The sequence below is a fragment of the Variovorax sp. RCC_210 genome (genome assembly GCF_041355175.1).
Taxonomy (GTDB): domain Bacteria; phylum Pseudomonadota; class Gammaproteobacteria; order Burkholderiales; family Burkholderiaceae_C; genus Variovorax.
In genome coordinates this window covers 445,133-467,307 of record NZ_JBFUPJ010000001.1, presented here as the reverse complement: position 1 = coordinate 467,307, position 22,175 = coordinate 445,133, and the positions used below count along the sequence as shown (strand labels likewise).

The 22,175-nt window shown below is 67.7% G+C and carries 26 protein-coding genes; 10 read left to right on the top strand and 16 right to left on the bottom strand.

The genetic code is table 11. The features are described 5' to 3' along the window. Positions 1-67 precede the first annotated feature (67 nt). Together AB6807_RS02320 and AB6807_RS02315 are read right to left on the bottom strand one after the other, a co-directional pair. Positions 68-583, bottom strand: a complete 516-nt coding sequence (locus AB6807_RS02320; RefSeq protein ID WP_371083349.1) for a hypothetical protein — start codon at positions 581-583, stop codon at positions 68-70. Continuing rightward, positions 573-1,715, bottom strand: coding sequence for a JmjC domain-containing protein (locus AB6807_RS02315; protein ID WP_371083348.1), 1,143 nt, complete (start codon positions 1,713-1,715; stop codon positions 573-575). Before AB6807_RS02315 ends, AB6807_RS02320 begins: the two co-directional genes overlap by 11 nt. A gap of 14 nt (positions 1,716-1,729) precedes the next feature. On the opposite strand from AB6807_RS02315, the gene AB6807_RS02310 reads away from it, so the two are divergent. Beyond that, a complete protein-coding gene (locus AB6807_RS02310) occupies positions 1,730-2,254 on the top strand; it encodes a peptidylprolyl isomerase (protein ID WP_371083347.1) in 525 nt (174 codons plus the stop codon). Between the two features lie 66 nt (positions 2,255-2,320). On the opposite strand, the gene AB6807_RS02305 is transcribed toward AB6807_RS02310, so the two are convergent. The 4 genes from AB6807_RS02305 to coaBC form a co-directional block, all read right to left on the bottom strand. Then, positions 2,321-2,821: a glycine zipper 2TM domain-containing protein gene (locus AB6807_RS02305; protein ID WP_116908620.1), complete on the bottom strand. Its 501-nt coding sequence runs from the start codon at positions 2,819-2,821 to the stop codon at positions 2,321-2,323. Between the two features lie 218 nt (positions 2,822-3,039). After that, the gene (gene dut, locus AB6807_RS02300) at positions 3,040-3,486 is read right to left on the bottom strand and encodes a dUTP diphosphatase (RefSeq protein ID WP_371083346.1); all 447 of its coding nucleotides are present in this window, start codon (positions 3,484-3,486) and stop codon (positions 3,040-3,042) included. Beyond that, positions 3,487-3,951, bottom strand: coding sequence for a hypothetical protein (locus tag AB6807_RS02295; protein WP_371083345.1), 465 nt, complete (start codon positions 3,949-3,951; stop codon positions 3,487-3,489). It abuts the gene before it with no gap. Beyond that, on the bottom strand, positions 3,951-5,174 hold the full coding sequence (coaBC, locus tag AB6807_RS02290; protein WP_371083344.1) for a bifunctional phosphopantothenoylcysteine decarboxylase/phosphopantothenate--cysteine ligase CoaBC: 1,224 nt from the start codon (positions 5,172-5,174) through the stop codon (positions 3,951-3,953). Before coaBC ends, AB6807_RS02295 begins: the two co-directional genes overlap by 1 nt. A gap of 124 nt (positions 5,175-5,298) precedes the next feature. Here coaBC and AB6807_RS02285 point away from each other — a divergent pair, with 124 nt between their 5' ends. The 7 genes from AB6807_RS02285 to AB6807_RS02255 all read left to right on the top strand — a co-directional run bounded on the left by AB6807_RS02285 (position 5,299) and on the right by AB6807_RS02255 (position 11,319). Next, positions 5,299-6,978, top strand: coding sequence for a CTP synthase (locus AB6807_RS02285; protein WP_116908617.1), 1,680 nt, complete (start codon positions 5,299-5,301; stop codon positions 6,976-6,978). Between the two features lie 61 nt (positions 6,979-7,039). After that, positions 7,040-7,330 carry a DUF1330 domain-containing protein gene (locus tag AB6807_RS02280; RefSeq protein WP_371083343.1) on the top strand — a complete coding sequence of 97 codons (291 nt, stop codon included), beginning with the start codon at positions 7,040-7,042 and terminating at the stop codon, positions 7,328-7,330. Positions 7,331-7,385: 55 nt separating this feature from the next. Next, complete coding sequence (gene eno, locus AB6807_RS02275) at positions 7,386-8,669, top strand: phosphopyruvate hydratase (RefSeq protein ID WP_116908615.1); 1,284 nt, start codon at positions 7,386-7,388, stop codon at positions 8,667-8,669. Between the two features lie 18 nt (positions 8,670-8,687). Beyond that, positions 8,688-8,966: a septum formation initiator family protein gene (locus AB6807_RS02270; protein ID WP_116908614.1), complete on the top strand. Its 279-nt coding sequence runs from the start codon at positions 8,688-8,690 to the stop codon at positions 8,964-8,966. Between the two features lie 22 nt (positions 8,967-8,988). After that, on the top strand, positions 8,989-9,630 hold the full coding sequence (pnuC, locus tag AB6807_RS02265) for a nicotinamide riboside transporter PnuC (protein ID WP_116908613.1): 642 nt from the start codon (positions 8,989-8,991) through the stop codon (positions 9,628-9,630). Then, positions 9,627-10,316, top strand: a complete 690-nt coding sequence (locus AB6807_RS02260) for an AAA family ATPase (protein WP_371083342.1) — start codon at positions 9,627-9,629, stop codon at positions 10,314-10,316. The genes pnuC and AB6807_RS02260 overlap by 4 nt, the downstream gene beginning before the upstream one ends. A gap of 52 nt (positions 10,317-10,368) precedes the next feature. Next, on the top strand, positions 10,369-11,319 hold the full coding sequence (locus AB6807_RS02255; RefSeq protein ID WP_371083341.1) for a hypothetical protein: 951 nt from the start codon (positions 10,369-10,371) through the stop codon (positions 11,317-11,319). Between the two features lie 26 nt (positions 11,320-11,345). Here AB6807_RS02255 and AB6807_RS02250 read toward each other — a convergent pair whose 3' ends face one another. Further along, positions 11,346-12,344: an Hsp33 family molecular chaperone HslO gene (locus AB6807_RS02250; RefSeq protein WP_371083340.1), complete on the bottom strand. Its 999-nt coding sequence runs from the start codon at positions 12,342-12,344 to the stop codon at positions 11,346-11,348. Positions 12,345-12,467: 123 nt separating this feature from the next. Further along, complete coding sequence (locus AB6807_RS02245; RefSeq protein WP_371083339.1) at positions 12,468-12,992, bottom strand: gamma carbonic anhydrase family protein; 525 nt, start codon at positions 12,990-12,992, stop codon at positions 12,468-12,470. Between the two features lie 50 nt (positions 12,993-13,042). Between AB6807_RS02245 and AB6807_RS02240 the strand changes: the two genes are divergently transcribed. Continuing rightward, entirely contained in the window at positions 13,043-13,861 is an 819-nt protein-coding gene (locus AB6807_RS02240; RefSeq protein ID WP_371083338.1) for a ferritin-like domain-containing protein, read from the top strand. Positions 13,862-13,910: 49 nt separating this feature from the next. Here AB6807_RS02240 and AB6807_RS02235 read toward each other — a convergent pair whose 3' ends face one another. The 8 genes from AB6807_RS02235 to AB6807_RS02200 form a co-directional block, all read right to left on the bottom strand. Further along, positions 13,911-14,357, bottom strand: a complete 447-nt coding sequence (locus AB6807_RS02235; protein WP_371083337.1) for a MaoC family dehydratase — start codon at positions 14,355-14,357, stop codon at positions 13,911-13,913. Between the two features lie 63 nt (positions 14,358-14,420). Next, positions 14,421-15,554 carry an acetyl-CoA C-acyltransferase gene (locus tag AB6807_RS02230; RefSeq protein ID WP_371083336.1) on the bottom strand — a complete coding sequence of 378 codons (1,134 nt, stop codon included), beginning with the start codon at positions 15,552-15,554 and terminating at the stop codon, positions 14,421-14,423. A 95-nt stretch (positions 15,555-15,649) separates the two neighbouring features. Further along, positions 15,650-16,318: a TetR/AcrR family transcriptional regulator gene (locus tag AB6807_RS02225; protein WP_371083335.1), complete on the bottom strand. Its 669-nt coding sequence runs from the start codon at positions 16,316-16,318 to the stop codon at positions 15,650-15,652. 83 nt (positions 16,319-16,401) lie between these two features. Then, the gene (locus AB6807_RS02220; protein WP_371083334.1) at positions 16,402-17,406 is read right to left on the bottom strand and encodes a Bug family tripartite tricarboxylate transporter substrate binding protein; all 1,005 of its coding nucleotides are present in this window, start codon (positions 17,404-17,406) and stop codon (positions 16,402-16,404) included. A gap of 23 nt (positions 17,407-17,429) precedes the next feature. Further along, a complete protein-coding gene (locus AB6807_RS02215; RefSeq protein ID WP_371083333.1) occupies positions 17,430-18,398 on the bottom strand; it encodes a Bug family tripartite tricarboxylate transporter substrate binding protein in 969 nt (322 codons plus the stop codon). Next, complete coding sequence (locus AB6807_RS02210; RefSeq protein ID WP_371083332.1) at positions 18,395-19,180, bottom strand: DUF72 domain-containing protein; 786 nt, start codon at positions 19,178-19,180, stop codon at positions 18,395-18,397. The genes AB6807_RS02215 and AB6807_RS02210 overlap by 4 nt, the downstream gene beginning before the upstream one ends. Then, entirely contained in the window at positions 19,155-20,066 is a 912-nt protein-coding gene (xerD, locus tag AB6807_RS02205) for a site-specific tyrosine recombinase XerD (protein WP_371084137.1), read from the bottom strand. The genes AB6807_RS02210 and xerD overlap by 26 nt, the downstream gene beginning before the upstream one ends. Positions 20,067-20,173: 107 nt before the next feature. Beyond that, positions 20,174-21,148 carry a tripartite tricarboxylate transporter substrate binding protein BugE gene (locus tag AB6807_RS02200; RefSeq protein ID WP_116908600.1) on the bottom strand — a complete coding sequence of 325 codons (975 nt, stop codon included), beginning with the start codon at positions 21,146-21,148 and terminating at the stop codon, positions 20,174-20,176. Between the two features lie 100 nt (positions 21,149-21,248). On the opposite strand from AB6807_RS02200, the gene AB6807_RS02195 reads away from it, so the two are divergent. Beyond that, a complete protein-coding gene (locus tag AB6807_RS02195; protein WP_371084136.1) occupies positions 21,249-22,166 on the top strand; it encodes an AEC family transporter in 918 nt (305 codons plus the stop codon). Positions 22,167-22,175: the final 9 nt, after the last annotated feature.

The window sequence follows — 22,175 nt, the reverse complement described above, 5'->3', positions numbered from 1 at the left end:
GAACGAAAAAATTCTAGACCTGCATCCCTGCCCGAATATGTCTCGCGCCCGGATTCGCGGCATTGGCTTACAAGCCGAGCGTCGATGCCGCAAAGGCCGGTCGCGCGAGGCGCCAGCACTCGTCGATGGTCTCGCGCAATGCACGGCGCGATGCCGCATCGGTGCCGCACACGCCTCGGCTGCGCTCCGGGTCGATGCGGTGCATGAACCACGTGGGCGTCCAGATGGCGCTGGGCACTTCGGCGCCACCGGTCTTGCCGATTGCGCGGCATTCGATGATGTGGTCCCACATGCGCCGCCACGGCACGAAGCGCGCATGCGCGCGCTCCAGCACGTCGTAGCGCTGGGCCAGCAACACCAGGCGCCGGCCGCTCGCGGACCATGCCTGCAGCGCCTCGATGCTCGCGCGTTCACCCAGCGGCCAGTCCGCGAAATCGGGGTCGCTGAAGACGATTTCTTTCCAGCCTTGCTGCGCCGCGGAAGACAGGGCGCCGCGCAGCATGGTGTCGAAGGCCGCGCGGCCGTCGAAACGGCCCTCGGTCAGGAGCGTGTGTTGCTCCGGCGGATGTTGCTCATTCGGCATGAAGCCAACCTGACTCGCACCACTCGTCGAGCAGCGCGAGCGCGCCTTCGCTGGCGCGGGCCAGTTCGCGCGGCCCGAGCGCGCGCTGATCGGCCAGCCGGCGCATCAACGTGGCATCGGCACCGCCCGCGCGAAAGCTCTCGCCGTTGATGAAGATGTGGCGCGTGTCGTAGAGCATGCGCGTGCGGCGGTCGAGCGCCACGCGTTGCGCCGCGTCGGGCAGCTCGCCGCCCTCGTCGAACCACACGTTGGCCTTGGGCTCGGTGAGCGATTCGCCGAGCGCGCGGTCGATGGCATCGGGGTCGCGCAGCGCGGCCTCGACGGCCTTGCGCGCGAAGGCCTGCAAGGCGGCGGGCATCTGGCCCGGCGATGCCACGGCGGGTTGCGATGGGTCGCGGTAGCGTGCCGTTTCTGCCGGGCCGGCGTCTTCGAGGTCTTCGGAATAGGCCTGCGCCATGCGCGCCAGCAGGTCGGCGCCCATCTCGCCCACGGCGGAAGAACGCAGGCCGATGGAGCAGGTCATGCAGTCGTCGCCCACAGCCACGCCGTCGTGGGCGTACTTGGGCGGCAGGTAGAGCATGTCGCCGGGCTCGAGCACGAAGGTTTGCTCGGGCTCGAAGTTCTGCAGTATCTTGAGCGGCACGCCGGGCTGCAGGCTCAGGTCGCCCTGCTTGCCAGTGGACCATTTGCGGCGTCCCTGCGCCTGCAGCAGGAACACGTCGTAGCTGTCGAAATGCGCGCCGACGCCGCCGGTGTCGCTCGCGTAGCTGATCATCAGGTCGTCCAGCCGCGCGTCGGGCAGGAATCGAAACTGCCGCAACAGTTCGTGCACGCCCTCGTGGTGCAAGTCGACGCCCTGCACCAGCAGCGTCCATGCGGGTTGCTTCAGCGGCGGCAAGGCGCGACGGGCCAGCGGCCCGTGCTTGAGCGACCAGCCGGACTTGCCATGCCGGATGAGGCGCGACTCCACGCCTTCGCGCTCCGCCAACGCAAACAGCGCATTGCGCTCGATCGGTGGCACCATGGCGGGTATCGCCTGGCGAACGAGCAAGGGCTTTTTCTGCCAATACCGCCGCATGAACTGCGCGGCACTCAGGCCGCCGAGCAACGGCAGCGGTTGTGTAATCTCCATGGGAGAATTCTGCAATGGAAATCTCTGAACAATGCGTGGTCGGCTTGACCTGGACGATGAAAGACACGCTCGGCGACGTGCTGGACGTGCTCGATGAACCGGTCGAATTCCTGGTGGGTGGCGACGACCTCTTCGACGTGATCGACGCGGCCCTGCAAGGCCACGAGCCCGGCGCCCGGGTGCAGTTGCAGGTCGAACCCGAGCAGGGCTTCGGCGACTTCAACGACCAGTTGCTGTTTCTCGAACCCCGTTCGCTCTTCCCCGCCGATACGGAAGAAGGCATGACCTTCGACGGTTCTGCCCTGCCCAAGGGCGTGAGCGACACCATTCCCAAGGACACGATCTATACCGTGGCCGAAATCTACCCCGACCACCTGGTGCTCGACGGCAACCATCCGCTGGCGGGCATCGCGATCCGGCTCGACATCGTGGTGCGTTCGGTGCGTGAAGCCACCGAAGAAGAAATCGGTCGCGGCTCGGCCGGCACGGGCTTCTTCAAGGTGGCACCGATGGCGCCGGGCAACCAGACGCTGCACTGAGAAGGTGGTTTACAAATGAAAAAGCCGGGCAGCGCCCGGCTTTTTTCGTCCAGAAGGACGGCGCGGCTACATGCGCGAGATCTGGCCGTTGTCGATGCGCACACGGTCGCCGATGCGCAGGTCGCCGGGACTCTGCACGTCGAACGCGCGGTAGCCGCCGCGGTCGGTCTGCACAGACACGCGATAGGTTTCATAGGCACGCGGACCGTTCTGCTGTGCCTCGATGGTGTTGCCCAGCAGGGCACCGCCCACGATGCCCAGCGCGGTGGCTGCGGCGCGGCCGTTGCCACGGCCGAACTGGTTGCCCACCACCCCACCGATGACACCGCCGGCGACAGCGCCGCCGCCGGAAGTGCCGGTGCCGGCGGTTTCGCTGCGCAGCACCTCGATGTTGGCGACATGGCCGTACTCGACGTAAGAAGCTTCCTGGTACTGGATGGCGCGCGGCGGCGCCTGGTACGGGTAGCGCGAGGTCTGGTAGACCGGCGCAGGCGCCACGCAGGCCGTGAGCGTGGCCACGGCCAGTACGGAAGCGGTGACGGAAACGAAGCGCATTGAAATCTTCATGTTGAGAGGCTCCTCGGATAGAACGGCGCACAAAGGGTGCGCCTGCGTGTGACTAACGCCGCAGCCCCTGCCGCGATGACGCAAAACACACACTGAAACCTTCGAGGCGAACGAGGCGCCGGCAGTTCCGTTCCCGCGCCGTCTTTACCGCTCGGAAACTCAGGTGCCCTTAAGAATCGGGGCGCCCGCCAGTGCCGAAGGGGCTGAGAGCTAAGGGCTCAGTGCTTGCCCGTGGAGCCGTAGCCGCCCTCGCCGCGTTGCGTGGGCGCAAATTCTGTGACCACCCGAAACTGCGCCTGCTCCACCGGCACGATCACCAGTTGCGCCAGCCGCTCCATGGGCTCGAGCACGAAGGGGGTGTCGCTGCGGTTCCAGGCGCTGATCTTCAGCTCGCCTTGGTAATCGCTGTCGATCAGGCCCACCAGATTGCCCAGCACGATGCCATGCTTGTGGCCCAGGCCCGAGCGCGGAAGGATCAGCGCGGCGTAGGCCGGGTCGGCCAGGTGGATCGAAATGCCGGTGCCCACCAGCTGCCAGCCGTTGGGCGCCAGCGTGATGGGTGCGTCGAGGCAGGCCCGCAGGTCGAGGCCGGCGCTTCCGGGGGTGGCATACGCGGGCAATTGATCCACCATGCGCGGATCGAGGATACGGACGTCGACTTTCACTTACTTGCTGCCTTGTTTGTGTTGCTGTTCTCTTTGCTTGCGGGCCGCGTCCTCGAGCACCTGCTGCCACTTGGCAACGCCCGGGGTGAGCTTGAAGCCCTTCAACTTGCGCCCGAACCAGACCGCCGCGCCCAGCAGGACGACCAGCGCGCCGAACGGCACGCCGGCGGCCCACAGCACCAGGAAGACCAGCGCGCCGACCACGCCCAGCACCTTGAGCGTCGCGGGGTCGAACGAGCCCGAGGGCGTCTTGGTCACTTCGCCGGTCGATGCCTCGTTGCGCTGCTGCATGGCGGCCGTGACGGGGCCGGAGGGTTGGTTGGGCAAGGTCGTGATGCCGACGTCGAGCCCGGGCTCGCCCTCCTTGGCCGCGCGCTTGGGGAGCAGGGCCTGCGCCGACAGCCGCTCGACATAGCGGGCGAAGTCGCCGTTGGGCGGGGTGTTCCATTGCGGATTCAGGTTCATCAGACCCTCCAGTCGGAAAGACGTGCGGCAATTTCGGTCATCAGTTCGCGCGCCAGCGTGAGCTTGGGCGCACGGGGCAGCTCGCGCACGCCGTTGGCGTCCACCAGCAGCAACGCGTTGTCGTCCTGCCCGAAAGTCAGCGGGCCGATGTTGCCGACCAGCAGCGGAATGCCCTTGCGCTCGCGCTTGGCCTTGGCGTGTTCGGCGAGGTTCTCGCTCTCGGCGGCAAAACCCACGCAGAAGAGCTTTTTCGACTGGGCCCGCTCGCTCTTGGCCACGGTGAGCAGGATGTCGGCGTTCTCGACGAACTCGAGCACCGGCGTCTTGCCACTGCCGTCTTTCTTGATCTTCTGGTCGCTGTGCGTCGCTGGGCGCCAGTCGGCCACGGCGGCGGTGGCTACAAAAATGCTAGCAAACTGCGCGGCTCGGGTGGTCGCATCGAGCATCTCCTGCGCCGACAGCACGTCCACGCGGGTGACGCCGCGCGGGGTCGGCAGGTGCACCGGGCCGGCCACCAGCGTGACCTCGGCACCCGCCTCGCGCGCCGCGCGGGCAATGGCGAAACCCATCTTGCCGGACGAATGGTTGGTGATGCCGCGAATCGGGTCGAGCGCCTCGAAGGTCGGGCCCGCGGTGACCAGCACCTTCTGCCCCGCCAGCAGCTTGGGGCTGAAGAAGGCGGTGATGTCCTCCAGCAGCTGCGCCGGCTCGAGCATGCGGCCGTCGCCGGTCTCGCCGCAGGCCTGCCAGCCGCTGCCCACGCCCAGCACGGTGGCGCCGTCGGCGGCCACCTGCATCAGGTTGCGCTGGGTGGCGGGGTGCGCCCACATCTCGCGGTTCATGGCCGGCGCGATGAGCAGCGGAATGCGCTCCATGGGGCGGGCCAGGCACATCAGGCTCAGCAGGTCGTCGGAGCGGCCCTGCACCAGGCGCGCGATGAAATCGGCGCTGCAGGGCGCCAGCACGATCGCATCGGCCTCGCGGCTCAGGTTGATGTGCGGCATGTTGTTGGGCTCGCGCGTGTCCCACTGCGAGGTGTACACGGTGCGCCCCGAGAGCGCCTGCATGGTCACGGGGGTGATGAACTGCTCCGCCGCCTCGGTCATGACCACCTGAACGGTGGCGCCTGCCTTCACGAACAGCCGGCACAGCTCGGCCGACTTGTAGCAGGCGATGCCCCCCGTGAGGCCCAGGACAATGTGTTTTCCGGCGAGATCTTGCATGGCCCGTATTGTTGCTCATAGGCCATCGAGCCTCGGCCAACAAGCCCTTGGGTCGAAGTGTCGCCAAGGCCACATCTATAATCGCAATTTCCCACTGCCCGGATTCACAGCGTCCGGAACTGGCATGACCAAATTTGTCTTCGTCACCGGTGGTGTCGTCTCTTCCCTTGGCAAGGGAATCGCCTCCGCCTCGCTCGCCGCGATCCTCGAATCGCGCGGCCTCCAAGTCACCCTCATCAAGCTCGATCCGTACATCAATGTCGACCCCGGCACGATGTCGCCCTTCCAGCATGGCGAGGTGTTCGTCACCGATGACGGCGCCGAGACCGACCTCGACCTCGGCCACTACGAGCGCTTCATCAACACGCGCATGCGCAAGGCCAACAACTTCACGACCGGTCAGATCTACAAGACCGTGCTCGAGAAGGAACGCCGCGGCGACTACCTCGGCAAGACCGTCCAGGTGATTCCGCACATCACCAACGAGATCCAGGAATACATCAAGCGCGGCGCCGGCATCGGCACCTCACACGAGGTGGACGTGGCCATCGTCGAAATCGGCGGCACCGTGGGCGACATCGAGTCGCTGCCCTTCCTGGAGGCCGTGCGCCAGATGAGCCTGCGCAACGGCCCGAACAATTCGGCCTTCGTGCACCTGAGCTACGTGCCCTGGATCGCCGCCGCCGGCGAGCTCAAGACCAAGCCCACGCAGCACACCGCCAAGGAGCTGCGCGCCATCGGCATCCAGGCCGACGTGCTCCTGTGCCGCGCCGACCGCCCGATCCCGGACGACGAGCGCGCCAAGATCTCGCTGTTCTCCAACGTGCCCGAATGGGGCGTCATCTCGATGTGGGACGTGGACACCATCTACAAGGTGCCCCGCATGCTGCACGAACAAGGCCTGGACGGCCTGATCTGCGACAAGCTGCGCATCAACACCCCGCCGGCCAAGCTGCAACGCTGGGACGACCTGGTGTACGAGGTCGAGCATCCGCAAAAGGAAGTGTCGATTGCCATGGTCGGCAAGTACGTCGACCTGTCGGACAGCTACAAGTCGCTGAACGAAGCCCTGCGCCACGCCGGCATGAAGAACCATGCGCGCGTGAAGATCGACTACATCGACTCCGAGACCATCAACGCGCAGGACGTCTCCCGCCTGGCCAAGTACGACGCCATCCTGGTGCCCGGCGGCTTCGGCCAGCGCGGTGTCGAAGGCAAGATCTCGGCGGCACGCTTCGCCCGCGAAGGCAAGGTCCCCTACCTGGGCATCTGCCTGGGCATGCAGGTGGCCACCATCGAATACGCCCGCCACGTGGCCGGCCTGAAGAACGCCAACAGCACCGAGTTCGACCCCGAGACGCCCACCCCCGTGATCGCGCTGATCACCGAGTGGAAGGACGCCGACGGCACCGTGAAGACGCGCGACGAGAAGTCCGACCTCGGCGGCACCATGCGCCTGGGCGCGCAGAGCTCCGACGTCTCGCCCGGCACGCTGGCCCACAGCATCTACGGCGACGTGGTCACCGAGCGCCATCGCCATCGCTACGAAGCCAACGTGAACTATCTCGACCAGCTGCGCAACGCCGGCCTGGTGATCTCCGCGCTCACGCAGCGCGAGCACCTGACCGAAATCGTCGAGCTGCCGCAGGACGTGCACCCCTGGTTCATGGGCGTGCAGTTCCACCCCGAGTTCAAGTCGACCCCGTGGGGCGGCCACCCGCTGTTCAACGCCTTCATCAAGGCCGCGCTGGACCACAAGGAAAAGGGCACGGGCAGCACCAAGGCATTGAAGGCGGTGGCATGAGCGCCGCGCCGGGCCGCCCCAAGCAAGCTCGCACCGCGGTGCGCAGCACGGAGATCGTCCGATGAGCAGTGGTTACGTCATCGCCCACGTCGAGGTGACCAACCCGACGCAGTACGAGGAATACAAGAAGTGGTCGAGCGTTGCCATGCAGGCGCACGGCGCCGAAGTGTGCGTGCGCGGCGGCCAGGTGCAGCCGCTGGAAGGCACCTGGCAGCCCATGCGCGTGGTCGTGCTCAAGTTCGCCAGCTTCGAGCAAGCCACGGCTTTCTATGAAACACCCGAGTACCTCAAGGCACGCGAGGCGCGTGCCGGCGCCGCGATCATGAACATGATCGCCGTCGAAGGCGTCTGAGCCTTCCACCCATTCATTTATTCGCCCAAAGAGAACCGAAAGAGAAAGACAAAAGATGAGTGCAATCGTTGACATCGTCGGCCGCGAAATTCTCGACAGCCGAGGCAACCCCACCGTCGAATGCGACGTGCTGCTCGAATCAGGCACCATGGGCCGCGCGGCCGTGCCTTCGGGCGCGTCGACCGGCTCGCGTGAAGCCATCGAGCTGCGCGACGGCGACAAGAGCCGCTACCTCGGCAAGGGCGTGCTGAAGGCCGTGGAGAACATCAACACCGAGATCTCGGAAGCCGTGCTGGGCCTGGACGCCAGCGAACAGGCCTTCCTCGATCGCACGATGATCGACCTGGACGGCACCGACAACAAGGCCCGCCTGGGCGCCAACGCCACGCTGGCCGTGTCGATGGCCGTGGCCCGCGCCGCGGCCGAAGAGTCGGGCCTGCCGCTGTACCGCTACTTCGGCGGCATGGGCGGCATGCAGCTGCCGGTGCCGATGATGAACGTCATCAATGGCGGCGCGCACGCCAACAACAGCCTGGACCTGCAGGAATTCATGATCATCCCCGTGGGCGCCAAGAGCTTCCGCGAGGCCGTGCGCTACGGCGCCGAAGTGTTCCACGCGCTGAAGAAGATCCTGGGCGACCGCGGCATCAGCACGGCGGTGGGCGACGAAGGCGGCTTCGCTCCCAGCGTGGAAAGCCACGAAGCGGCCATCCAGCTGATCCTGGAAGCCATCGACAAGGCCGGCTACACGGCGGGCGAGCAGATTGCCCTGGGCCTCGATTGCGCGGCCAGCGAGTTCTACAAGGACGGCAACTACGTGCTGTCCGGCGAGAACCTCACGCTGTCGGCCGGCAACTGGGCCGACATGCTGGCGACCTGGGTCGACAAGTACCCGATCATCAGCATCGAGGACGGCATGCACGAAGGCGACTGGGACGGCTGGAAGCTGCTCACCGACCGCCTCGGCAAGCGCGTGCAGCTGGTGGGCGACGACCTGTTCGTCACCAACACCAAGATCCTGCAAGAAGGCATCGACAAGGGCATTGCCAACTCGATCCTGATCAAGATCAACCAGATCGGCACGCTCACCGAAACCTTCGCCGCCATCGAGATGGCCAAGCGCGCGGGCTACACCGCCGTCATTTCGCACCGCTCGGGCGAAACCGAGGACAGCACCATCGCCGACATCGCCGTGGGCACCAACGCCGGCCAGATCAAGACCGGCTCGCTGTCGCGTTCGGACCGCATCGCCAAGTACAACCAGCTGCTGCGCATCGAAGAAGACCTGGGTGACATCGCCGTGTACCCCGGCCGCGGCGCGTTCTACAACCTGAAGTAACGCCCGGACGCCACGCGCATGCGCGCCCGCCTCGTTCCACCGATCATCCTGCTGCTCCTGCTGGCCGTCCTGCAGTGGCAGTTGTGGAACGGGCGCGGCAGCGTGCGCGACGTGGCGCAGCTGCGCACCAAGCTGGCCGACGGCAAGGAGGCCAACGCCAAGGCCGCGCTGAACAACGAGCGCCTGACCTCCGAGGTGAACGACCTGAAGGACGGCCTCGAGATGGTCGAGGAACGCGCGCGCGCGGAACTCGGCATGGTCAAGCCGAACGAAGTGTTCGTACAGATCGCACACTGACCCTTCACTTTTTCGCCCGCTGATGACCGAGCTTCTCTCGGCCCCCGCATTCCTGCTGTGGGGCTCTCCTGTCAGCTGGCTCGAATTCGTCGCCGCCCTGCTGGCACTTGCCATGGTCGGCTGCAACATGCGCGAGATCCACTGGGGCTGGCCGCTGGCCATCGTCAGCTCGCTGCTCTACGTGGCCGTGTTCGCCAAGGCGCGCATCTACGGCGACGCCTCGCTCCAGGTGTTCTTCGCTTTCGTCGCGCTGTGGGGCTGGGCGCAATGGCTGCGCGGCCACCGTGCCGACGGCAGCGCGCTGCAGGTGAGCCGGCTGTCGCCGCGCGGCGTCGCGCTCACGCTGGCCGCCTGCGCGTTCGCATGGCCGGCCGTCGCCCTCTTCCTGCGCCGCTTCACCGACACCGACGTGCCCTGGTGGGACGGCTTCGCCACCGGCCTGAGCCTGGTCGGGCAGTTCCTGCTCGGGCGCAAGTTCATCGAGAACTGGCTGGTCTGGCTGGCCGTGAACGTGGTCAGCGTGGGCCTGTTCATCCACAAGGGCCTGTGGCTGACCGTGGGGCTGTACGCGGTGTTCGCGGTGCTGAGCGTGGCCGGCTACCTCGCGTGGCGGCAGCGCCTGCCGGGCGCGACTGCCAAGGCGGCCAAGGCGGTGGCCGCATGACGCCCAGCCTGCCGACCGGGTGCGTCATCGCGCTCGTGGGCGCCGAAAGCACCGGCAAGACCGAGCTCGCGCGCGCCATTGCGCAGCGCCTGCAAGACCGCGGCACGCCGACCACGCTGGTCACCGAATACCTGCGCGAATGGTGCGAGCGCGAAGGCCGCACGCCGCGCCCCGACGAGCAGCAGGCCATCGCCGACGAGCAGACCCGCCGCATCGACACCGCCGCAGCCACCGGCGTGGTGGTGGCCGACACCACGGCCCTGATGACCGCGGTCTACAGCGAGCAGCTGTTCGCCGACACCACGCTGTACGACGGCGCCCTTGCCGCGCAACGGCGCTGCGCCATCACGCTGCTCACCGCGCTCGACCTGCCCTGGGTGGCAGACGACATGCGCGACGGCCCGCATGCGCGCCAGCCCACCGACACGCTGCTGCGCGCCGCGCTCGCGGGCGCGAAGCTGTCGTACACCGTGGTGCATGGCAGCGGCGGCGAGCGGCTGGCCAACGCGTGGAACGCCATCAACTCCATCGCGGGCAACGAAGGCCGCGCCCGCACGTCGAGGGCATCGGGCACGCGCGACCGGCTCGGGGCCAAGCCCGCCTCGTGGTCATGGCCTTGCGAGAAGTGCTCCGACCCGGAATGCGAACATAAGCTCTTCAGCGACCTGATGGCGCGCCGCGACTAGCCCCCACGCCATCGCGCCAGGTCGCGTCCCCGCCCCTTTCACCGGAGACCCGATGCACCTTTCGACCGCCGCTTTCGCCGCCCTGCTGCTGGCCTCGACCCATGCCATGGCGGCCCCCGTTGCCGCCACCGTGGAAAACGGCACCACCACCACCGCCTGCGCGGAAGAAGACAACGTCTCGCTCACCCTGCGCGGCGACGGCATCCGCCACATGCGCATCGAGGCGCTGCAGCCCGACTACCTCGACAAGATCGGCAACGACGTGACCGCGCCCGACTTCTCGGGCTGCAACTTCGACGGCGGCGCGCACCCCACCGACCCGGCCCACCGCTTCAAGAAGCGCACCGTGGTGCTGATGGACAACGCCCAGTGGCGCATCGTCGGCATGACGCTCCCCACCTTCTGGCGCGCGCAGCGCGTGCCGGTGCAGGTGGGCACGCGCAAGGACAGCGGCTTTCACCTGCTGCAGGTGTTCAAGAAGGAGAACGGCAAGGCGCTCGAGGCCATCGTGCTGTATCCGTCGGACGGCTACTGGCGGCTCAAGCCGCTGCCGGACCCGCGCTTCGGCGACGGCGTGTACGGCTCGTCGTTCCTGCTCGGGCCTGTGCAGGCGGCCGCGCGGCCGGTGGTGAACATCGCGTCGATCCGCGTCGTGCCCAGGCCGCTGGCGATCCACGTGCGCTTCACCGACGGCGGCAGCGCCGTGGCGCGTGTCGACGAAATCAGCCGCACCCGTACCGCGCTCGACGTGACGCTTTCCAGGCCCACCGCCAGCGCACAGCCCTTCGCGGTGCTGCGCTCGATGTACGTGACACCCGACAACGCCGACGTGAGCGAGGTGCGCTGGCAGGTGTCGCCTCAAGCCGACCAGCAGGTGCTGCCATTGCCCGAGGTGAAGGCCTTGCAGGCCACGCAGGTGCGCTTCGGACGCAGCCTGCCGTCCAAGCACAACACCAGCGCGCCGGACATCGCGTTCAGCGGATTCGACGACGCCGCCCGCTGAGCTGAAAGCCGGACGGCCCCGGCGACCTACTGAACGATCGGGCTGCCCGGAATCTGGTCCGTCGGCGGCCTGAAGATCTGCGCGGCGTCGACCGCGTCGAAGCGGTACTGCTTGCCGCAGAAATCGCAGCCCACCTCGATGTCGCCGCGCTCGGCGAGGATGCTCTCGGCCTCCTCCTGGCCCAGCCCGCGAATCATCTGCGCCACGCGCTCGCGACCGCAGGTGCACGCGAAGTGCGGGCCCAGCGGGCCGGCCTGGGGTTCGAAGCGCAGCAGCTTCTCTTCCCAGAACAGGCGACGCAGGATGGTCTCGATGTCCAGCGTCAGCAGTTCGTCGCGCGTCAGGCTCGACGCGAGGATGGAGATGCGGTTGTAGTCCTCGTTCAGGCCGATCTGGTCCTCGTTGGCCTGGTCGTGGTCCTTCTCCGATGTGCCTTCGAGGTTGCCCTCGCCCTTCACCGGCAGCCGCTGGATCAGCAGGCCGGCGGCCACCTTGTCGTCGGCCGCGAGCACCAGCGTGGTGTCGAGCTGCTCGCTTTGCAGCATGTAGTGCTGCAACACCTCGCTGAGCTTGCCCAGCTTTTCGCCGTCGTCGCCAAAAAGCGGCACCACGCCCTGGTACGGCGTGGCACCGGGCATCTTGTCCTTCGGGTCGAGCGTGATCGCGCAGCGGCCCTTGTTGTTCACGTTGACCATGTCGGGCAGGCGCGCGTCGGCCGGCAGGTCGCCGATGACCTTGGCGGTGGCACGCAGGCTCAGGTCGGGCTTGGCCTCGGCCACGGCCACCTTCACCGGACCATCGCCGAAGATCTGCAGGATCAACGCGCCGTTGAACTTGATGTTCGACTGCATCAGCGTGGCCGCGGCCGTCATCTCGCCGAGCAGTTCTGCCACCGGCGGCGGGTACGGGCCGGTGGCGGTGTTGGAGGCGCGCCGCGCAAGAATCTCCTGCCACGCATCCGTCAGGCGCACGATCATGCCGCGCACCGGCAGGCCATCGAACAGGAATTTGTGCAGCTCGCTCAAAACATCATCTTTCTTTAATCAGGCCGTCTTCGCGCGGGATACCGCGGAACCGGCTTTGCCGGGCCGCCGGTATCGCCCCCTGCAAGGGGGTAGGAGGCCACACGAAGTGGGCAAGCCTGGGGGTTAGCTAATCTTCTTCAGGCCCTTCGCAAAGCGATGGGCGTTCTCGACGTAGTGCTCCGCGCTCTGGCGCAAGCGGGCGGCCGCTGCGTCGTCGAGGGTGCGCACTACCTTGGCCGGCGAGCCGATGATGAGGGAATTGTCCGGAAACTCCTTGCCCTCGGTCACGACGCTGCCGGCGCCAACGATCGAATTGCGGCCGATCTTCGCGTTATTCAAGATCACGGCCTGGATGCCGATCAACGAGTTGTCGCCCACCGTGCAGCCATGCAGCATCACCTGGTGGCCCACGGTGACGTTGTCACCGATGGTCAGCGGGCAGCCGACGTCGGCGTGCAGCACCGACAGGTCCTGGATGTTGCTGTTGCGCCCGATGGTGAGCGTCTCGGTGTCGCCGCGCAGCACGGCGCCGAACCACACGCTCGCGTTCTCCGCCAGCTTGACGTTGCCCATCACCTGCGCGCTGTCGGCCACCCATGCACCTTCGCCCAGCTGCGGGGCCACACCGTCGAGTTCGTAGAGCGCCATTGTTTTTGTCTCCGGAAATGTCAAAGAAGGTCAAAACTAGAATTGTAGGGATGCACCCCCGATTGAGCGCGCTCGCCGCGCTGCGCCTGACAGACCCCGACGAAAAGGTGGCCGCCACCCGCGCCGCCGCTGCGCTGGCTGCTACCGATTTCATAGCGGCAACCACCATTCGCACGCCCGATGACGACACCGGCGTGCCCGGCCGCCCCGAAAAGCCGGTGCGCGTGGCTGCCACCGCGGTGCAAAAGCGCTCGCCTTTCACGCCCGAGGGACGGGCCGCGCTGATCCATTCGATCTGCCACATCGAGTTCAACGCCATCAACCTCGCGCTCGACGCGGTGTGGCGCTACGACGGCATGCCCGAGGCCTACTACCGCGACTGGCTGCGCGTGGCCGACGAAGAGGCGCTGCACTTCACGCTGCTGCACACCCACCTGCAGGGCATGGGCTACCGCTACGGCGACTTCCCCGGCCACGACGGCCTGTGGAACATGTGCGAGAAAACGAAGGACGACGTGCTCGCGCGCATGGCGCTGGTGCCGCGCACGCTGGAGGCGCGCGGGCTCGACGCCACGCCGCTCATCCAGGCCAAGCTCAAGCGCGTGAACACGCCCGATGCGCTGCGCGCGGTCGAGATCCTGGACATCATCCTGCGCGACGAGGTGGGCCACGTGGCCATCGGCAACCACTGGTACCGATGGCTGTGCGACGGCGCCGGGCTCGATGCCGAGGCGACCTACCCCGCGCTGGTGGCGCGCTACGACGCGCCGCGGCACAAGCCGCCGTTCAATTTCGAGGCGCGCGGGCGCGCCGGCTTCAGCGCCGAGGAGCTGCGCCAGCTCGCGGCCACGCAGGCCAGCCGGGACTAAGGCCGGAGGCCGGCGCCCGGTCCATGCCGGCCGCGGGCCGTCACGTCGCCTATGCCGGACGCGCGTGCACCACCAGCTTCGGCGTGAAATGCTGCAGCACTTCGTCGCGCTGGTTGAGCGTCTGGCAACGCATCGTGACCATCGCGCGGCCAGGTTTGGAGCGCGAGGGCACGATGTCGGTCACCTCGCCCACCACATGCAGCACATCGCCGGGGCGCGTGGGCTGCGGCCACTGCAGCTCGCCGCCCGAGCCGATGATGCCGTCGGCCAGCGGCACGCCGCTCTCGACCAGCAGCTTCATCGTGAGCGCCGCCGTGTGCCAGCCGCTCGCGGCAAGGCCGCCGAAAAAGGTCTTCTTCGCGGCCTCTTCGTCGGTGTGAAAAGGTTGCGGGTCGAACTGCTGCGCAAAGGCCTTGATCTGCGCCACGTCGAGCGCGTGCTCGGCGCTTTCGAAACGGTCGCCGACCTTCAGGTCTTCGAGGTACAGCTTGCTCATGGAGGTCTCCTGGTTGTGACGGGCGTCATTCTCATGCGGTCCAGCGTTCAGGCACCCAGACACTCAAACGCGCTCGAGGATGGTCGCGATGCCCTGCCCACCGCCGATGCACTGCGTGGCCAGCGCATAGCGCCCGCCTTCGCGCGCCAGCAGCGACGCCGCCTTGCCCGTGATGCGCGCGCCGGTCGCGCCCAGCGGATGGCCGATGGCCAGGCCGCCGCCGTCGAGGTTGACCTTGGCGGGGTCCAGCCCCAGGTCGCGGATGCAGGCCAGCGCCTGCGAGGAGAAGGCCTCGTTGATCTCGATCACGTCGAGGTCGGCCGCGCTCAGGCCGGCACGCGCCAGCGCCTTGCGGGTGGCGGGAATCGGGCCGATGCCCATGATGGCCGGGTCCACGCCCACGGTCGCGAACGACCTGATGCGCGCGAGCGCCTTCAGTCCGTGCTTCGCGGCGAACGCGTCGCTGGTGACCAGCACCACGGCGGCGCCGTCGGTCAGCGGCGACGAGGTGCCGGCCGTGACCACGCCGTCGGGGCGGAACGCGGGCTTCAGGTTGGCCAGCGCCTCGGCCGACGTAGTCGGGCGAATGCAGCCGTCGGCATCGACGATGTCGCCCGAGGCCAGCCGCACCGGCACGATCTCGCCGGCCAGCCGGCCCTGCGCGCGCGCCTGGGCGGCCTTGCGGTGCGATTCGACGGCCAGCGCTTCCTGGTCGGCGCGGCTCACGTTCCAGCGCTGCGCGACGTTCTCGGCGGTTTCGCCCATCGAGATGTAGGCGTCGGTGTTCTCCTTCAGCTCCGGGTTCGGAGAGAAGTTGAAGCCGCCCTGCGGCACCATCGACATCGATTCCACGCCCACGCACAAAAAGGCCTCGCCCATGCCCGCCTCGATCTGCGCGGCGGCGATGTGCACGGCCTGCATCGACGAGCCGCAGAAGCGGTTCACCGTCATGCCGCCCACTTCGTGCGGCAGCCCGGCCAGCAGCCCGACGATGCGCGCGAGGTTGTTGCCCTGCGAGGCCTCGGGGTACGCGCAGCCGAGGACGATGTCTTCGAGCGGCGCGGGGTCGAGGTCGGTGCGCTGCAGCAGTCCGCGCACCACGCCGGCGGCGAGCGTGTCGGGCCGCACTTCGGCCAGGGCGCCTTTCTTCGCGAAGTGGAAAGGAGAACGGGCGTAGGCGGAAATGACGGCTTTCATGGGGATGCTCCAGGTGAGTCACGCCTACCATCCAATCGGTAGGCTTCGAGGTCAAAAAATAGGCATGCCGAAGCATGCCTGCGGCAGCCAGGCGGTCAGCCGGGCAATGAACTCCTGAGTTGCGCGATGGCTTCGTCGAAATCTTCCACGCGCCCGGTCATGCGCGCCGACAGCAGCGCGCCCTGGCAAACCGAGAACACATAGGCCGCGAGCGAAGCGACCGAGGTGCGCCTAGCCTTAGGGGTCTTGGGGGCGTTGTCGGCCTTCGTGGTCTTTGCAGCTTGGTCGGCCTTGTCGCGCGTGCCCTGCTCGGACGCCAGCGCTCCCAGCACGCCGGTGAGCCACGTCACCTGGGTGTTGCGCAGGTCTTGCACGGCCAGCCGAAGCTCGTCGTTGATCACGTCCCAGCCCGGCGCCAGCGCGCCCGCGGGACACACGGCGGAGCCGGCCCGCAGCGTGTTGCGGTACATGCGGAAATACGATTCGAGCGCGTCCCTGGGCTCGCGTGCGCGCGCGGCGTCCCAGTCCTTGAAGCCCTGCGTGGCCGCGCGGATCACGGCGATGCCCAGCGCTTCCTTGGTCGCGAAGTGGTGGTACAGGCTGGCCTTGCGCACGCCCACCGCGTCGGCCACGTCCTGGAAACTGAAGCCCAGGTAGGAGCGCGTTTCGATGAAGCCGCGCGCCACCGCGAGGATCTGCTCGCGGGTACTGCCGGCGGCAAGCGCGGCGGGGGCTGCTGTAGCGGCTGTGGCGGCGTTGGTCATCTACCTACTATAAGGTAGGGAAAATGCCAACGCAAGCCACGCGGTCACTTCGGCGCCAGCCGCGCGGGCGGCGGCAAAGCGTCTCAGTCGGCCTTGATGTTCGCCGACTTGATGATGCGGCCGTTGCTCTCGTACTCGCTGGCGATTTCCTTCGCGAAGGCTTCCGCGGTGCCGCCGGTCGGCACGTTGTCGGTGGCGGTGAGCTTGGCACGCAGCTCGGGGCTGGCCAGCGCCTTGTTGATCTCTGCGTTGTACCTCGCCAGCAGCGCGCTCGGCGTGGCGGCCGGCGCGAACACGCCGAACACCGAGTTGATGTTGGCCGCCTTGTAGCCCAGCTCGCCCAGCGTGGGCACCTTGGGCAGGCTGTCGAGCCGCGCCGGTGCGCCCACGGCCAGCGGGCGCAGCTTGCCCGACTGGATGTGCGACGACAGCGTCGGGCTCGCGTTGGTCGACAGGATTTCGAACTGCCCGCCGATCGCGTCGTTCAGCTGCTGGCCGCCGCCCTTGTAGGGCACGTGCGTGATGTCCACGCCCGCCGCCGCATGCAGCTGCTCCAGCACGATGTGGCCCAGCGAGGCTGGCCCCGAGGTCGCCCAGCGCACCGCGCCCGGGTGCGCCTTGGCGTCGTCGATCAGCGCCTTGAAGTCCTTCGCCTTGCTGGCCGGCGTGGCGATCAGCAGCACCGGCGAATACATCACGCTGGCCACCGGCGCCACGTCCTTCAGCGGATCGAAGGGCAGCTTGCCCAGGTGCGGGCTCAGCACCAGCGGGCTGATGGCCGAGAAACCCAGCGTGGCGCCGTCGGGCGCGGCCTTGGCCACGGCGTCCATGCCGATGGCGCCGCTGGCCCCGGCGCGGTTGTCCACGATCACCGTGGTGCCCATCTGCGCGGCCAGCCGGTCCCCCAGGGCGCGCGCGACCACGTCGCTGACGCCGCCTGCCGGGTACGCGACGATCAGCCGCACGGTCTTGGGAACCGCCTGCGCGTGGGCTTGGGTGTGCGCGCCGGACGCCGCGCAGAGCGCGGCGGCAGCCAGGAGTCGGGTCGCCGTGCGGCGCGAGTGCTTCGAAGAGGCCAGGAAATTCATGTCGTTCGGTTACGTGGTTTGCATCAGTCCAGCTGCAGCTTGCGCTCCTTGATCAGCCTGGACCACTTCTCATTGTCCGCCTTGACGAAGGCCGCGAACTCCACCGGGCCGAGCGAATGCACCTCGGCACCGGCGGCGGCGAACTTCGCCTTGATCTCGGGCTGCGCCAGCGCCCTGGCCAGTTCGCCGGAGAGCTTGTCGACCACCTCCTTCGGCATGTTCGCCGGGCCCACCAGCCCCTGGAAGCCGACCGACTCCATGCCCGCGAGCCCCAGCTCCTTCACCGTCGGCACGTCGGGCAGTTGCGGGTCGCGCTGCGGCCCGGTCACGGCCAGCGCCTTCAGCTTGCCGCCCTTCACCTGCGGCAGCAGCACGCTGCCCGCGTCGATGAGGATCTGCGTCTGCCCGCCGAGCAGGTCCTGCACCGCCGGGGCGCTGCCCTTGTAGGGCACGTGCGTCATGTCCAGGCCCGTGACCTGGTTCATCAGCTCGCCGTTCAGGTGCGTCGAGGTGCCGTTGCCGCCCGAGGCGAAGTTGACCTTGCCCGGCTGGCCCTTGGCCCAGGCCACGAACTCCTTGAGGTTCTTCGCCGGATGGTCGGGCCGCGTCACCGCGATGTAGCTGCCCTGGCTGATCTGCCCGATGTACGTGAACTGCCGGATCGGGTCGTACGGCGGCTTGCTCTGCAGGTACGGCGCGATGGCGAAAGGGCCGGTGTTGGCCAGCAGCAGCGTGTAGCCGTCGGCCGGCTGGCGCGTGAGTTCGGTCGCCGCGATCATGCCGCTGGCGCCGGGCTTGTAGTCGACCACCAGTTGCTGCTTGAGCGCCTCCTGCAGCGGCAGCTGCACCGTGCGCGCGGCGAAGTCGATGCCGCCGCCGGGCGGGTAGCCGACGATCAGGCGGATGGGCTTGGCGCCGGGGAAGCCTTGCGCGGCGGCGAGGCTGGTGGCTGCGGCCAGGGCAAGGCCTGTGCAGAGTCTGTTGAAGTTCACGTTCTGTCTCCTCTTGTCGATTGTTGATCTTGTCGCTGACGCTGCAGCGTCAGCGCATTGCCGACGGCTTCTCCACCCGCCGTGTTGTCGAACACGCACCAGCACTGCGCGCCCTCTTCCTTCGCGAGCTGCAGTCGCTGCGCGAGCCGCGCCAGCAGCGCGTCGTCGTAGGCCGACCAGTAGCGCCGCGGCGAGCCGTGCAGCCGCAGATAGACCAGGCCCGGCCATCCGCCGGGCGCCGCCGCTTCGTCGAACAGCACCGGGTCCGCGAGCACGCGGGCCACTTCGAAGGCTGCCAGCAACGCGTCGGCCTGCGGCGCGAACCAGCTGCGATGACGGGGCTCCAGCACCACCGTGCCCGCGTGCCTGCGCCGCAGCGCGGTGAAAAACCTGCGCACCACCGCCGCATCGAACGCCAGGCTGGGCGGCAGTTGCACGACCAGCGCACCGAGCTTGTCGCCCAGCCCTTCGACCTGCGCGGCGAATTCCTCGAACGCGGGCATGGCATCGACCAGCCGGCGTTCATGCGTCACCGCCTTCGGCAGCTTGACCGCGAAGCGAAAGCCCGCGGGCGTGCTCGCGGCCCAGCGTTCGTAGGTGTCGCGCCGGTGCGGGCGGTAGAAAGACGTGTCGATCTCTACCGCGTCGAAACGCCGCGCATAGCGCTCCAGGTGCGAGCCCTCGGGCGAAAACTCTGGCCACAGCGCGCGCGGCAGGCTCCAGCCGGCGCAGCCGATGCGCCACGGCGGCGACAGCTCAGCCACGCGGATGGTGCTTGGCATGCAACTGCTTCAGGCGCTCGCGCGCCACATGCGTGTAGATGGTGGTGGTCGAGATGTCCGCATGCCCCAGCAGCAGCTGCACCGCGCGCAGGTCGACGCCGTGGTTCAGCAGGTGCGTGGCGAAGGCATGGCGCAAGGTGTGCGGCGACAGCGGCACATGAATGCCGGCAGTGGTCGCGTGCTTCTTCACGATGATCCAGAACATCACGCGCGTCATGCCCGCGCCGCGCGCGGTCACGAACAGATCGGGCGTCTGCTGGGCGTCGAGGATGACGGGGCGGGACTCGTCGATGTAGCGCTCGATCCAGCGGCGCGCCTCGCCGCCGAAGGGCACCAGCCGCTCCTTGTTGCCCTTGCCCAGCACGCGCAGCACGCCGTCGTTCAGGCTCAGGTCGATGGCTTTCAGCGCCACCAGCTCGCTCACGCGCAGGCCGCTGGCGTACATCAGCTCCAGCATCGCGCGGTCGCGCAGGCCCAGCGGCGTCTCGACGTCCGGCGCGCCGAGCAGGTCGTCCACCTGTTTCTCCGACAGCGTCTTCACCGTGCGCGGCATCTGCCGCGCGGGCATGAGCCGGATGGTCGGGTCGGCCACCACGCGGCGCTCGCGCAGCGCCCAGCGGTAGTAGCGCTTGAACACCGTGAGCCGGCGGTTGGCCGAGGTGGCCTTGCCGTTGGTGGACAGGCGCGCGCCCATGTAGGCCTGCACGTCGGGCTCGCACGCGGCCGCGAGCGTGGCGCCCTCGCGCTGCTGGCGCAGCCACTGCGCGAACAGCGCCAGGTCGCGGCGATAGGCGGCCAGCGTGTTCTTCGACAAGCCGTCCTCGAGCCAGAGGGCGTCGATGAATTCGTCGATCTCGGGAGTGGGTGCGGTGGCGGCCTCGGTCATGCGCTGCAAGATAACAAAATCCGGAAATGAAAAAAGCCGCCCGGCTGCGGGCGGCTTCGGGGGGCGGCTGCAAGTGGAACGCAGCGCGCGGGAAGCTGCAAGCGGGATCAGTCCAGCTTCAGGTTCTGCTTCTTCACCACTTCCTTGTACACCTCGTACTCGGCCTTGATCTGCGCGGAGAACTGCTCGGGCGTGTTGGCCACGATAAGCGAGCCGGTGTCCTCGATGCGCTTGCGCACCGCCGGTTCTTCCACGGCCTTCTTCACGCCGGCGCTGATCTTCTCGACCACTTCCTTCGGCAGGCCCTTGGGGCCCAGGATGCCGTAGTACGCCATGCGGTTCACCGGCTCCAGGCCCACTTCCTTGAAGGTCGGCACGTTGGGCAGCGCGGCCAGGCGCTGGGGCGCCGACACCACGATGGGGATCAGCCGGCCGCTGGTGATGAAGGGCATGGCCGAGGGAATGTTGTCGAACATGATCGGCACCTGGCCGGCCACCACGTCGTTCAGCGCCGGGCCCGCGCCGCGGTACGGGATGTGCGTGACGAAGGTGTTGGTCAGGCTCTTGTAGAGCTCCATCAGCAGGTGGCCGATGCCGCCGGTGCCCGACGAGGCGTACGAGTACTTGCCGGGGTTCTTCTTCAGCTCGGCCACGAACTCGGCGTAGTTCTTCGCCGGAAAGTTCGGGTTCACCGCAATGATGTTGGGCGTGGCCGCGATGTTGATGATGGGCGTGAAGTCGTTGATCGGGTCGTACGGCGTCTTCGGGTTGATGGCCGGGTTGGCCGCAGTGCTCGACACCGTGGCAATGCCCAGCTTGTAGCCATCGGGCGTGGCGCGCGCGGTTTCGGCCGCGCCCACGATGCCGCCGCCACCGGCGCGGTTGATCACCACCACCGGCTGGCCCAGCACCTTGCCCAGGGGGTCGGAAATGACGCGCGCCACAATGTCCGTCGTGCCACCCGGTGCGAACGGCACGCTCAGCTCCACGGGCTTGTTCGGATAGCCCTGTGCAAAGCTCTGGCCTGCCACCGCGACCAGCACGGCGCCTCCCACCAGCGCGCTCCATTGACGACGTTGCATCGATAACTCCTTGATTTGTGATGTAGAAAAAACGAAGCCCGGATGCTAGCGGCTGGAGCGCCGTTTACGTGCTGTGGAATACCCACAGTCTGGCCGGTTTATCCTCGAAGCGGTGAACTATGCCCAGCTGCTCTTCCCCGACTTCTCGCTCATCGCCATCGGCTGGCTCCTGTGCCGCTACACCGCGCTCGACCGCCGCGTGTGGGACCAGGTCGAGAGCCTGGTCTACTACTTTCTTTTTCCGGTGCTGCTGTTCCATTCGATCGTGCGCAGCCCGCTCGACTTTGGTGCAACGTCGAACCTGCTGACCGCCGGCCTGTGCATCGGCGCGTGCGGCATCGCGATGGCCTATGCCCTGCCCTTCGTGCCGGGCATCGGCAGGCACATCGACCGGCGCGACCATGCGGCCAGCACGCAGATCGCGTTCCGCTTCAACTCGTTCATCTGCCTGGCGCTGGCGGAGCGGCTGGCGGGCGCCGAAGGCCTGCTGCTGATTGCGGTGCTGATCGGCGTGTGCGTGCCCATCTTCAACATCGCGGCCGTGTGGCCGATGACGCGGCATGCCAAGACCGGCTTCGTGCGGCAGCTGGTGCGCAACCCGTTGATCGTCGCGACCGTGGCCGGGCTGCTGGCCAATGTGCTGGGGCTCACGGTGCCGGGCTGGGCCACGCCCACGCTCACACGCATCGGTGCCGCCTCGCTCGCGCTCGGGCTGCTCGCGGCCGGCGCGGGCATGAAGTTCTCGACGCTGGGCACGGGCAAGGTGCTGGCGGTGTCGGTGCTGTCCATTCGCCACCTGTTCCTGCCGCTGGTGTCGTGGGGGCTGGTGCATGCGCTGCGGCTCGATGCCACGCAGGCCGTGGTGCTGATGGCTTTCTCCGCCGTGCCGACCGCGTCGAGCGCCTATGTGCTGGCCGCGCGCATGGGCTACAACGGGCCTTACGTGGCGGGGCTGGTGACGTTGTCGACCTTGCTGGGCGTGGCGAGCCTGCCGTTCGCGCTGGCCTTGCCTCGCTGACACCTTGAA

What these genes read in the sequence shown, in the direction of transcription:
- AB6807_RS02310 (WP_371083347.1), top strand. Translation starts at nt 1,730, where the DNA reads ATGGAAATCTCTGAACAATGCGTGGTCGGCTTGACCTGGACGATGAAA.
- AB6807_RS02255 (WP_371083341.1), top strand. Translation starts at nt 10,369, where the DNA reads ATGCACCTTTCGACCGCCGCTTTCGCCGCCCTGCTGCTGGCCTCGACC.
- AB6807_RS02315 (WP_371083348.1), bottom strand. Translation starts at nt 1,715, where the DNA reads ATGGAGATTACACAACCGCTGCCGTTGCTCGGCGGCCTGAGTGCCGCG.
- AB6807_RS02245 (WP_371083339.1), bottom strand. Translation starts at nt 12,992, where the DNA reads ATGGCGCTCTACGAACTCGACGGTGTGGCCCCGCAGCTGGGCGAAGGT.
- coaBC (WP_371083344.1), bottom strand. Translation starts at nt 5,174, where the DNA reads ATGCAAGATCTCGCCGGAAAACACATTGTCCTGGGCCTCACGGGGGGC.
- AB6807_RS02295 (WP_371083345.1), bottom strand. Translation starts at nt 3,951, where the DNA reads ATGAACCTGAATCCGCAATGGAACACCCCGCCCAACGGCGACTTCGCC.
- AB6807_RS02260 (WP_371083342.1), top strand. Translation starts at nt 9,627, where the DNA reads ATGACGCCCAGCCTGCCGACCGGGTGCGTCATCGCGCTCGTGGGCGCC.
- AB6807_RS02200 (WP_116908600.1), bottom strand. Translation starts at nt 21,148, where the DNA reads ATGCAACGTCGTCAATGGAGCGCGCTGGTGGGAGGCGCCGTGCTGGTC.
- AB6807_RS02210 (WP_371083332.1), bottom strand. Translation starts at nt 19,180, where the DNA reads ATGCCAAGCACCATCCGCGTGGCTGAGCTGTCGCCGCCGTGGCGCATC.
- AB6807_RS02225 (WP_371083335.1), bottom strand. Translation starts at nt 16,318, where the DNA reads ATGACCAACGCCGCCACAGCCGCTACAGCAGCCCCCGCCGCGCTTGCC.
- AB6807_RS02240 (WP_371083338.1), top strand. Translation starts at nt 13,043, where the DNA reads ATGCACCCCCGATTGAGCGCGCTCGCCGCGCTGCGCCTGACAGACCCC.
- eno (WP_116908615.1), top strand. Translation starts at nt 7,386, where the DNA reads ATGAGTGCAATCGTTGACATCGTCGGCCGCGAAATTCTCGACAGCCGA.
- xerD (WP_371084137.1), bottom strand. Translation starts at nt 20,066, where the DNA reads ATGACCGAGGCCGCCACCGCACCCACTCCCGAGATCGACGAATTCATC.
- AB6807_RS02320 (WP_371083349.1), bottom strand. Translation starts at nt 583, where the DNA reads ATGCCGAATGAGCAACATCCGCCGGAGCAACACACGCTCCTGACCGAG.
- pnuC (WP_116908613.1), top strand. Translation starts at nt 8,989, where the DNA reads ATGACCGAGCTTCTCTCGGCCCCCGCATTCCTGCTGTGGGGCTCTCCT.
- AB6807_RS02280 (WP_371083343.1), top strand. Translation starts at nt 7,040, where the DNA reads ATGAGCAGTGGTTACGTCATCGCCCACGTCGAGGTGACCAACCCGACG.
- AB6807_RS02230 (WP_371083336.1), bottom strand. Translation starts at nt 15,554, where the DNA reads ATGAAAGCCGTCATTTCCGCCTACGCCCGTTCTCCTTTCCACTTCGCG.
- AB6807_RS02220 (WP_371083334.1), bottom strand. Translation starts at nt 17,406, where the DNA reads ATGAATTTCCTGGCCTCTTCGAAGCACTCGCGCCGCACGGCGACCCGA.
- AB6807_RS02305 (WP_116908620.1), bottom strand. Translation starts at nt 2,821, where the DNA reads ATGAAGATTTCAATGCGCTTCGTTTCCGTCACCGCTTCCGTACTGGCC.
- AB6807_RS02270 (WP_116908614.1), top strand. Translation starts at nt 8,688, where the DNA reads ATGCGCGCCCGCCTCGTTCCACCGATCATCCTGCTGCTCCTGCTGGCC.
- AB6807_RS02285 (WP_116908617.1), top strand. Translation starts at nt 5,299, where the DNA reads ATGACCAAATTTGTCTTCGTCACCGGTGGTGTCGTCTCTTCCCTTGGC.
- AB6807_RS02235 (WP_371083337.1), bottom strand. Translation starts at nt 14,357, where the DNA reads ATGAGCAAGCTGTACCTCGAAGACCTGAAGGTCGGCGACCGTTTCGAA.